Source organism: Oliverpabstia intestinalis (genome assembly GCF_009696065.1).
GTDB lineage: Bacteria > Bacillota > Clostridia > Lachnospirales > Lachnospiraceae > Oliverpabstia > Oliverpabstia intestinalis.
In genome coordinates this window covers 24,166-34,304 of the sequence record NZ_VUMS01000027.1, presented here as the reverse complement: position 1 = coordinate 34,304, position 10,139 = coordinate 24,166, and the positions used below count along the sequence as shown (strand labels likewise).

Here is a 10,139-nt window from a genome sequence, read left to right as displayed (position 1 = left end):
TAATCTGTCGAATTTGTTCCTTTGCAACTGCCATAAAAATACTCCTTTTCGATAAGAATTGTCATATCTGAATTCTTACCAAAAAGGAGCCATTTTTTACCAGAAACACAAACTTTTTTACACTACCTAGACGCTGGATCTCATCTTTGCTAAAAGCACCAGCAAAAGGCTGTCCGCCCCCACCGGGCATGCACTCCTTTTCTGGGTATTGGCTGTAAACAAAACAAAAAGTCTTTTCTGAGCGTCTTAGTCGAAGTTAATAACTGGTTCCTATCTTTTATTTTTATATTTTCGGGCAATCTCCTGCATTTGCTCCCATTTCTGTTCCATGTCCCACACCAGTTTCAGCTGTGTTCTCGTACGATCCAGATTGTGGGTCGGATAATCAACCTTAAAGTATGTATCCCCGGAGAGATAATCTGTCAGGAATCTCATACCACACTCATAAGTCATTACCTTCGCCCCGATCGGCAGACACTCAATCTCCATATCGGTCAACGCACCACCGCATCCTTCTACGAAACCTTTTGCATAAATATCATACAGTTCCATATCACAGGAGATCTTGGAAAGATCTTTCTCATCCTCTGCGCCTGTGCTTGCACCAAAGCGGATGGAATCACCAAAATCATTCACTGCCAGCCCCGGCATAACAGTATCCAGATCGATCACACAAAGACCTTTTCCGGTAGCATTATCCATCAGAACATTGTTGGACTTGGTGTCATTATGTGTTACACGAAGCGGAAGTTCTCCTGCCTCTAACAGATCACCCAGCACACAGGCAACATCGTATCGATCCTTTATAAACCGGATCTCCTGCTGTACTCCTGCAGCTCTTCCGCATACATCTTCTTCGACCGCTTTCTCAAATGCTGCAAACCGCGCCTTGGTATCATGGAAGCCGGCAATGGTCTCCGTCAGAGTATCCGCCGGAAAATCTGCCAGCATTCTCTGGAAATTACCGAAAGCCACCGCACTCTCATAAAAGTCCTGTGGATCTTTTACTTCTTCCAGTGCATATGCATCTTCTACAAAATGATATGCTCTCCAGTACTCTCCAAAACTGTCTATAAAATACGGTTCACCTGACTTTGCACATACAAAATCAAGTGTCTCTCTCTGTGGATCTCCTCCCTGTGCCCTGATCTGTTCTTTCAGATAGTCTGTCACATGGAGAATATTATTCATCAACGAAATCGGATCCCTGAATACGGACCGGTTCATGTGCTGCAGTGAATACCGATGTGTTTCACCATCTCTGTCAAATGACATCATAAAAGTATCGTTAATATGACCATTTCCACAAGGTATACACTCCAGAAATGTTCCATCAATATCAAATCCCCGGATTGCCTCCTGTCTTCCTGTCTGTAAGTTCTCCCGATTCATAGTTCTATATCCTTTCATATCTCCGGTATATTCGATCGGTATTACCTTTCCAAAGCCAAATTTCCATACCGGTATTTCTAATTTGTTTTTTCATACGGATGTCGGTCATATCGTAATCTCAGTCTGTTTTCTGCTCCGTATCATATGTGTCATAATATTCAGTATACCATATTGTCAGAAAAACTCAACTTAAAATTCTGTATTTCTATATCTGTATTGTAGAGTCGGTATCGATACAAAATGATGCAAAGACAAAAATTCTGTCATTCAACCGTCAGCTTTACTGTAAATCGCCTGAGCCATCAGAATGCTCCGTTTACGAAGTGTGTTGATCACATCCGACTGCGGCCACTGCCCGTCAAAAACATTTACCCAATACGAAATCTTCTCCTTTTCAACCGCCTTACGACAGATTTTTACCCCTTAACTTCCACTAAACCAGCTATAACTGCCTCAATCGTTTTCAGATCTACTCCAAGGAAATCAGCAATCATTTCTTTCGAATATCCTTTTTTCACATTTGCACGAATCTGTTCTTCCAGTAACTCCTGGCGTCCTTCTTCTCGTCCTTCTTCTCGTCCTTCCTCCCGGTCAAACTCCCTTTGCTTTTCTTCGTCATACTCATAAAGACACATTTTCACAACCTCCGCCCTGTTCCTTTTCAGAAAATCAGCCATCACGTCTTCTTCCATGCACTCCCGGATTGTCCGTTCCACTGCGTCTTCCAACGGTTGTTCCTGTGAATACCTTCTTACCTTATCCACAAAGATCATATAATCCCGCATCGGTCTGCATTTTTCGAAAAGTTCCCGGCTGTTTCCCATATTGATATTTTTCACTTTTACGATCACTTCCAGATTCGGAATCTCCTGCTTTTTTACAAAGGCATCCGAAAGTCTCAGTTCCGCTTCCTCATCCATCTTCTGTTTTCCATTATAAAACACTACAAACGTAGGCGATGGAAGCGGAAGCATCTTTGAACCGTAAATATTCTTGTCCTTCACCAGTACCGAATACGTGTCACTTGCATAAAACAGACAGCGTAACGGCATGTTCGCATTTTTTGTAGACTGCTGCTCATACAAAAACAACTCATCATGGAGCACATAAGCCACGTCATTTTTCATTGAGAGATAGATCGCATTCTCCAGCGTCACTACCTGAAGTTCACTGGCATCTGTATAATCCGACCTATTCATCGCATTATAAAGCTCTAATAACTTTTCTTTGTCATTAAAGATCATCCGGAATAAACGATCTTTATAATCATCTGCTACTTTCACATTATCCATAAAATCCTCCTGTTTTTCGAGAGAAGGATCTTCGCTTCCTCAGAACCCTCCTCTGCCCTTCTCTTATTTAATTTGCATTGGAAATTTCTAAGTCCGCGAACGCGGTTTGAATCAAATAGATACGGCTGAATGCCGTAAAGAAAAATAGAAATATAAAATGTTTATAATTATCATACCCTAAAAGTTATGTTTCGTCAAATACAATTTGTTTTACAGTCTGATATTTTCAATATTATCAATATTCGTAGACATACATTTATGCAATTATTATAGATCATTCAGGAACGAACAGTAGAATATTTCTGTTTGTTCCTGAATCCATGAGTTATGTTTTATCAGTGATCAATTCAAATGTAAGAAAATTGTAAGTGTACCTGACACCTGTTACTTCCGTTTTTGGTCGGTTTCCAATTGTTTTTGCAATGCGATACGGAAATCAAATAACCGAATGGTCAAAGAATCGTTTCCAGATTTGTATATTTTAAAATTAACACATATGATATTTTTTGTCAACGTTTATACAAACTTAAAATGCTCTTTACACAAACGGATTATAAAATCTCCCAAATAAGATCGTCACCGTCAGGCTCGCCCCCAGCAGCACAACTCCGAGTCCCAGCACGATAAAATCATTTCTTGCGAAGGATCTTTTTGTATACCAGGTTCTCTTTTTGTGTTTTCCGAATCCCCTCAGTTCCATCGCGTTCGAGATCGTATCGATGCGGTTCAGGCTTGTAAGGATCAGTGGCAGCAAGATGTTGACAGAGTTTTTCAGTCTTGCGAAAAAGTGTTCTTTTTTTCCAAGTTCCACACCTCTCGCCTGCTGTGCCTGGCTGATGCTGTGGTAGTCTCGCTGGATGTCCGGGATGTAACGCAGGGCGATGGCCACGGAATAGCCTACTTTGTAGGAGATACCGATGCTGTTCAGGCTGGCAGCGAATTCACTGGGGTTCGTCGCTGAGATAAACAGGATCGCTACCGGCAGTGCCACGAAGTATTTGATGGAAATATTTACCATATAAAACAGCTGCTCCGCTGTCAGATCATACCTCCAGAACAGATGACAGAGTACATGCCGGGTGCCATACAGTGTTGTTCCCTGATCCGGGTCGAACAAAAAGATGAACAAATTATTCAACAGTAGAAAAACAAGCATGAAAATCATCATAAAACGGACTTCTTTGAAGCGGATCTTGCTAAGTTTGAACGCTGAGATACTCATCGCCAAAAGTCCAAGAAGCACCCAGGTGTTGTAGGTGATCATGCTGGCGAAGGTAAATAACAGGAAAAATGCCAGCTTGGTAGTTCCGGTGAGTCTGTGAACTACACTTTCCCTTGGCAGATAATTTAATACCGTATTAGCGGCCATGGCTGCGCACCTCCCGATCTTCTTCGATAAAACATTCCACAAAGGCTTCCGGCGGCGTGATACCTGCACGGTTTGCCAGAGTGAATAAACTGGTTTCCTTCAGAGCCGCCCTCTCAACCAGCTCCCGATTACATAAAACTGCAGCCGCACTGTCATCAGCGATCAGCCGCCCGTCCGCAAAGACAAGTGCCCGCGGTGTATATTCCAGCATCAGATGCATGTCATGGGTGATCATCACAACGGTAACACCCTCTTCATTTAATTTTCGCAAAAATTCCATAATTTCTGTATAATGATGAAAATCCTGCCCCGCCGTCGGCTCATCCAGAATGATCAATTCCGGATTCTGTACCAGAACACTGGCAATGGTCACACGTTTTTTCTGTCCGAAACTCAGTGCTGAGATCGGCCAGTTTCGGAACGGATACAGGCCACAGATCTTCAGTGTCTCTTCCACCCGCTCCCTGATCTTCGCCTCATCCAGTCCTGTATTGCGAAGGCTCAATGCTACCTCGTCAAAAATCATGGTCTTGGAGATCATCTGATTTGGATTCTGCATCACGTAGCCGATATGTTTTGCTCTGTGGCGGATATTTTCTGTCAGCAGATCCTTCCCTGCAAAGTGAATCTCTCCCTGATCCGGATCCTCGAAGCCACAGACCAGTTTGGAAAATGTCGATTTTCCGGCTCCGTTCTTTCCTACGATGCTGACCATCTCTCCTTTTCGGATCGTTAGGCTTACATCCTGAAGCGTCCGCTGTCCTTTTGTGTATCCAAAACTCAGGTTTTTCACTTCCAAAAGAGGATCTCTCTCCGACTCCTTCTTTCCTGACATACGCGACTGGAACCACTGCTTTAACCGTTTTACATCTTCTTCCGATAGTGCAACCCTGTCTGCATGGGATGGTTTTTTCTCCGGTGTCAGCGTGATTCCGGCATAGCGCATCGCAGTCAGATACAGTGGCTCCCGGATCCCATTTTCAGCAAGAAGATCCGTTGCCAGAAGCACATCCGGATGCAGATCTGCCAGGATCCTTCCTTCACTGACCAGGATGATCCGATCCACATCTCTCCATAATACATCTTCCAGACGATGTTCGATGATCACTACCGTAGTGTCGGTCTCTTTCTGGATCTCATCGATCAGCTCGATCGTCTGTTTTCCGGTTGCCGGATCCAGATTGGCAAGCGGTTCATCAAATAACAGGATCTTCACCTGATCCACCATAACACCGGCAAGACTGACCCGTTGTTTTTGTCCGCCGGAAAGTTCATGGGGTGCATAATCAAGATGGTTATTGATTTTTACCAGTTCTGCTACTTTTCGCGTGATCTGATGCATCTCGTCCTGGGGCATACAGCTGTTCTCCAGGGAAAATGCGATATCCTCTCCTACAGTCAGTCCGATAAACTGTCCGTCCGGATCCTGCAGAACCGTTCCCACATGAGCGGAAAGCTCAAAAATACTGCTTTTTGTGGCATCCACCCCATCGATGAGCAGTTCGCCGGTGGCTTCGCCCGGATTGGAACAGGGATTCAGTCCGTTAATACAGCCCGCAAGAGTACTTTTCCCGCAACCGGAGGGACCTGCGATCAGAACTCTCTCACCCGGATAGATATCCAGATTGATATTTGTTAAAGTCGGTCGTTTCTGGGCACGATACTGAAAGGAATAATTTTTGAATGAAATAACAGGGGATTGTTTGTTTGTCACGTTTTCTCTACCTCGTCTTACTATTTACAAAAGAAAAAGCTTTTTCACAAGCCTCTGAGACTTTATGAGAAAGCTTTTTCGTAATCAGCAACTGATTTTATTCCTGATCCAGGGATCCTTTTTTGGCAATGGTCTTTGTGTAAGCCAGGATCAGAAGTCCACCTACTACCACACCGGTGATCGTATTGGATACTGCGGCAAATGCACCCTGTGCAAATACTTTTTTTGCCGGTTCAGCATAAATCAGAATATCCAGTACCGGAGCCACTACAACCCATCCGATGACATGAGCAACTACGTTTGCGATTGCAAATACTGCTGCTTTTGCTTTACCAAAATCGCCTTCCTGAACGTTCAGCTTTCTGGCGAATGCTCCTACAACCACACCGACAAATGCAGATGTGATCACCCAGCTCCACCACGGGATTCCACCCCAGGACAGATCCACCAGTGTATGACCGATGAAACCGATCAGACCACCGGCTACCGGACCGTACATAGCAGCCAGCAGAGCCAGTACTGCATACTGAAGACTGATGTTAGTGTTCGGAACCGGGCTCGGGATCGCCACAAAACGTCCCAGCACAAAGAACAGAGCCGCGCCGATACCGATGGCTACCACAGTTTTGATACTGTTATTCTTTTTCATATTCATTTCCTCCCTCGTGTTTTCGCTACTGCAGGCTCCGGCTTTATCAGAGACCTCAGCAACGCCATATTCTTATATAGTATACGCTGTTTTATGGAAGGTTGTCAACTGTTCTCTGCGTCTCATGCCGCATGATATCCCGTCTGTGTTACTGTTTACTCCGTTCCAGGCATCACGCTGCGCGATACACCGAATCTGTGCTGATCGGTAACTATTCAGTAGCCACTGTCCCGCGAGGTGTTTTGACATGAATATGTCAAAATCCCGAGACATACAAGCCAAAATGCCATCACCGAAGGTGATTTTTTATGCGTTTTGGCTCGTAACTGTGAAGGTACTGAACAGTTACGCTGATCGCATAGATTCGTGCGATATGGCCCGGGTTTTCTGTGACCTTCGCTCACGAAAAACGCCTCGTGGAATATTACCGGATCGCTGCCACAATCGCCCGTTCCATCACATATGCTGCCAGGGTTCCCGCCACATTCAGATCCGCTTCCACATCTCCTGCGGATGCCGCGTAGATACTGTCGCCGTCTGCCATGGTTCCTACAGGGTTGATGCACCGTGCATAGGCATTTCTGGTCATAGATGCGATCTTATTCATCTGTGCTTTATTGAACTTTCCGTTAGTGAACACTGCTCCAATCGTTGTATTGCCGGTAAAGAGATTCTCTCTCCTCCCCATCTTCCAGAGTTCTTCGCAACTGTCACCAAAAGATGTTCCATCTGCCGTAAGAAGTCCGGCGATCTTTTTTCCGGTGGATGGATCAAAGATATCCCCCAGTGCATTGACCGCTACGACAGCTGCCATCCGAAGTTCTCCCAGCTCTACGGCATACATACCGAGACCGGATTTCATCGCACGCTCCATGCCACAGATCTTACCTACTGTAGCACCGGTTCCGGCGCCCACACTGCCGCAGGAAGGATTGCCGCCTGCCAGCGCTTTCTCGCAGGCCGCATATCCCATTGCACTGTCCGGCCGGACAGTGGCACTTCCGTAACCCAGGTCATAGATACAGGACTGGCACACCAGCGGAACCCTGGCATAGCCTGTCTCAAACCCGATTCCGTGGTCTTCCAGGCAACGCATCACACCGTCTGCTGCTGCCAGTCCATAGGCAGATCCGCCGGATAAAACGATCGCGTTGATCGGGTTATCCGCTGTAACCGGAGAAGTCAGCGGAGTTTCCCTGGATGCCGGTCCTCCACCACTGATATCCACTCCGACAACCGCACCCTTCTTATCAAATAAAAGTACAGTCACACCGGTTTTTGCCTCGTCACTCTGGACATTACCGATGGAAACCTCCGGCATATCCGTTATCGCTATTTCACGTATTCCCTTCATTACTCTCACTCTCCTGATAAATAGAAATCCTGATACAAGAAGCATGCCGGACTTCCTTCCCGAAATCTTCCGGCATGCTTCTTATCATGTAAAATGTTCTTGTTTTGTATCCTCTGATTATTGCTTAGATTCTGTGTAATGCCGCACTCAGCGCTCTTGAGATTGCTCCTGCCAGGATAAAGCAGACGATTGCCTCGAGCAGTCCCTGTACACCGACGAATGCCACAACAAAGGTAAACGGGTTACTCACTCCCAGAGATGTCACAAATCCCTGGATATAATCTGTATGATAAAAAATCAGCACAAGCGCACTCATAAAAAACAGAGTGTTCAAAAGCGGGCAGGCAAGACTCGCCACCAGATAGGCACCATTTTTCATTTTTCCGCGGACCGCTTTAAAAATCAGTCCTGTGATCCATCCTTCCAGGAGTCTCGGAACGATACATACCACTGCGGTTCCCAGCGGATTGATGCTGAATAACATGGTTCCGAAAGCACCCATACCGAAGCACTGCATAAAACTGGTGATACCGAATGCCAGTCCGCAGATCGCACCGCCCAAAGGTCCGAGAATCATCGCCCCAACTGCTACCGGTACCGTCAGAAACGTAATAGATAATCCAAGTGTCCGGAAATATCCCAGCGGGGTAAATGCCATAACGAAAATAATGGTCACCATCAGTGCCAGTTCCACCAGATACCGTGTCCGTGATGCATGTGTGTTGTTCATAGTTTCTTTTTTCTCCTCTTCCGTCCGATGAAACGGCATACCACCATAAAATACAGCTATACGTTCCCTGTCTCTCGGCTCATTAAATTATAGAATATTGGGAATAAAACTGAACATCAGATACCTGTGAAATAACAGACATACAAACAGACAGCTGTATAACATCTGCATATTCATACAGCTTCGGATAAGATTTCATGGATCCTCCGCATAGTTGCCGCCTGTAAATGGTCGGCACCATCATCGTTTCCAAGTTTTTAAAAATATTATCAAAATGGTTGATGCGTTTTCACACAGGAATAACGTTCTTTTCTACTATACCATCATTTTCTTAAATAGCAACAAAAATTTCCGGAAAACATTGTATTTCTTTCGGAACATACCGGAACGGAATATCGCTTGTTGCTTGCGTAAATCAAAATTGATCCACCGGACCAATTATTGATATGCAACGCAACGAGAGAAACTATGCCTCACGAATTTACTCGTTATGCAACGCAAAAAAGCGGTACCAGAATCTTTCCCGATTCTGATACCACCCGATTTTAATCTTTAATATAATGTTTCTTTTAATTTTGCAATGGTCTGTTCCCAGTCCGGAACAAGCATATCCTGTTTCTTCACATAGATAACTTTATACATATTATCATATGGAATACGTTCTTTTACCAGTTTGTACTGTAACAGGGATGGAGACTTCGCAAGCAGAGACCACATCTCATCTTCCGGGATGTTATGAGTTACCAGCGGAAGAACATCTTCAGCAAAACTGTACAGTTCCGGAAGGCTCATATCCTTGATCTTTTCCATCATCTTGGTCAGAACGGTTCTCTGACGTTCGGTACGCTGATAATCGGCATTACCGACATAGCGGATACGCGCATAGGCTACTGCCTGTATACCGGAGCAGGTCTTTGTCCCACCTTTTATAAAGTAATAGCTGTTTGGATCCAACTTTCTCAGATTACACATCTCTGTGATGTAATTATTGGCAACTCTCACTTCATCATCGGAAAGTGTCAGTTCCACACCACCCAGCTTGTCAATGATATCGATCATGCTGTTAAAATCAACAGATACATAACGATCCACCTGAACCTTGTAGTTCTGTGTCACTGTTTCCAGAAGCAGCGGACCGGCACCATTGGCATGGGCTGCATTCAGTTTTCTCATACCGATACCGGGAATATTCACATAGGTATCACGCATCAGAGAAATCATGCTGATCTGCTTTTTCTCATAATTCAGAGACATCAGGATCATACTGTCTGAGTTTCCTGCCCAGGACTTGTCACGGCGGTCAACCCCTACCAGCAAAACGTTATATACATTTCCGTCATTTGTAACCGGTTCTGAATCGGCAAACTCGGCCAGTTTTGCATCTAGTTCCTGTTGTTCTTCGTCCGATAAAACTTCTCCGGTTGCATCTTCCGGATTCACTTCATCTTCAGCAGTTGTATCTTCCCCTACGTTTGTAAAGTCTTTCATCGCATCTTCATCCGATGTGTAATTACTGGATCTGTAGAATCCATGAGTAACTCCGTAAACAGCTCCGACCGCACCCAGGATCAGAACTACGATCACTGCAAGAGCAATCAGCAGAGCTTTTTTCTTTGATGAATGTTTTTTCATAATTTTT

At 44.9% G+C, this 10,139-nt stretch carries 8 protein-coding genes; all 8 read right to left on the bottom strand.

The genetic code is table 11. The annotated features are described in order from the left end of the window. Positions 1-270: 270 nt before the first annotated feature. Positions 271-1,392: a phosphotransferase enzyme family protein gene (locus tag FYJ57_RS12325; protein ID WP_154432873.1), complete on the bottom strand. Its 1,122-nt coding sequence runs from the start codon at positions 1,390-1,392 to the stop codon at positions 271-273. A gap of 416 nt (positions 1,393-1,808) precedes the next feature. Continuing rightward, complete coding sequence (locus tag FYJ57_RS12320; RefSeq protein ID WP_205839982.1) at positions 1,809-2,684, bottom strand: hypothetical protein; 876 nt, start codon at positions 2,682-2,684, stop codon at positions 1,809-1,811. Between the two features lie 538 nt (positions 2,685-3,222). Next, positions 3,223-4,053 carry an energy-coupling factor transporter transmembrane component T family protein gene (locus FYJ57_RS12315; protein ID WP_154432872.1) on the bottom strand — a complete coding sequence of 277 codons (831 nt, stop codon included), beginning with the start codon at positions 4,051-4,053 and terminating at the stop codon, positions 3,223-3,225. Further along, positions 4,043-5,767, bottom strand: a complete 1,725-nt coding sequence (locus FYJ57_RS12310; protein WP_328597487.1) for an ABC transporter ATP-binding protein — start codon at positions 5,765-5,767, stop codon at positions 4,043-4,045. Before FYJ57_RS12310 ends, FYJ57_RS12315 begins: the two co-directional genes overlap by 11 nt. Positions 5,768-5,864: 97 nt before the next feature. Next, the gene (locus tag FYJ57_RS12305) at positions 5,865-6,416 is read right to left on the bottom strand and encodes an ECF-type riboflavin transporter substrate-binding protein (protein ID WP_022170786.1); all 552 of its coding nucleotides are present in this window, start codon (positions 6,414-6,416) and stop codon (positions 5,865-5,867) included. Between the two features lie 424 nt (positions 6,417-6,840). Then, positions 6,841-7,770, bottom strand: a complete 930-nt coding sequence (locus FYJ57_RS12300; RefSeq protein ID WP_154432871.1) for a P1 family peptidase — start codon at positions 7,768-7,770, stop codon at positions 6,841-6,843. Positions 7,771-7,894: 124 nt separating this feature from the next. Continuing rightward, positions 7,895-8,500 carry an ECF transporter S component gene (locus FYJ57_RS12295; protein ID WP_154432870.1) on the bottom strand — a complete coding sequence of 202 codons (606 nt, stop codon included), beginning with the start codon at positions 8,498-8,500 and terminating at the stop codon, positions 7,895-7,897. Positions 8,501-9,052: 552 nt separating this feature from the next. Further along, complete coding sequence (locus FYJ57_RS12290; RefSeq protein ID WP_154432869.1) at positions 9,053-10,132, bottom strand: LCP family protein; 1,080 nt, start codon at positions 10,130-10,132, stop codon at positions 9,053-9,055. Between the last annotated feature and the right edge of the window lie 7 nt (positions 10,133-10,139).

Bases quoted from the DNA above. Each gene is read 5' to 3' on its own strand.
- FYJ57_RS12325 (WP_154432873.1), bottom strand. From the start codon at position 1,392: ATGAATCGGGAGAACTTACAGACAGGAAGACAGGAGGCAATCCGGGGA.
- FYJ57_RS12320 (WP_205839982.1), bottom strand. From the start codon at position 2,684: ATGGATAATGTGAAAGTAGCAGATGATTATAAAGATCGTTTATTCCGG.
- FYJ57_RS12315 (WP_154432872.1), bottom strand. From the start codon at position 4,053: ATGGCCGCTAATACGGTATTAAATTATCTGCCAAGGGAAAGTGTAGTT.
- FYJ57_RS12305 (WP_022170786.1), bottom strand. From the start codon at position 6,416: ATGAAAAAGAATAACAGTATCAAAACTGTGGTAGCCATCGGTATCGGC.
- FYJ57_RS12300 (WP_154432871.1), bottom strand. From the start codon at position 7,770: ATGAAGGGAATACGTGAAATAGCGATAACGGATATGCCGGAGGTTTCC.
- FYJ57_RS12295 (WP_154432870.1), bottom strand. From the start codon at position 8,500: ATGAACAACACACATGCATCACGGACACGGTATCTGGTGGAACTGGCA.
- FYJ57_RS12290 (WP_154432869.1), bottom strand. From the start codon at position 10,132: ATGAAAAAACATTCATCAAAGAAAAAAGCTCTGCTGATTGCTCTTGCA.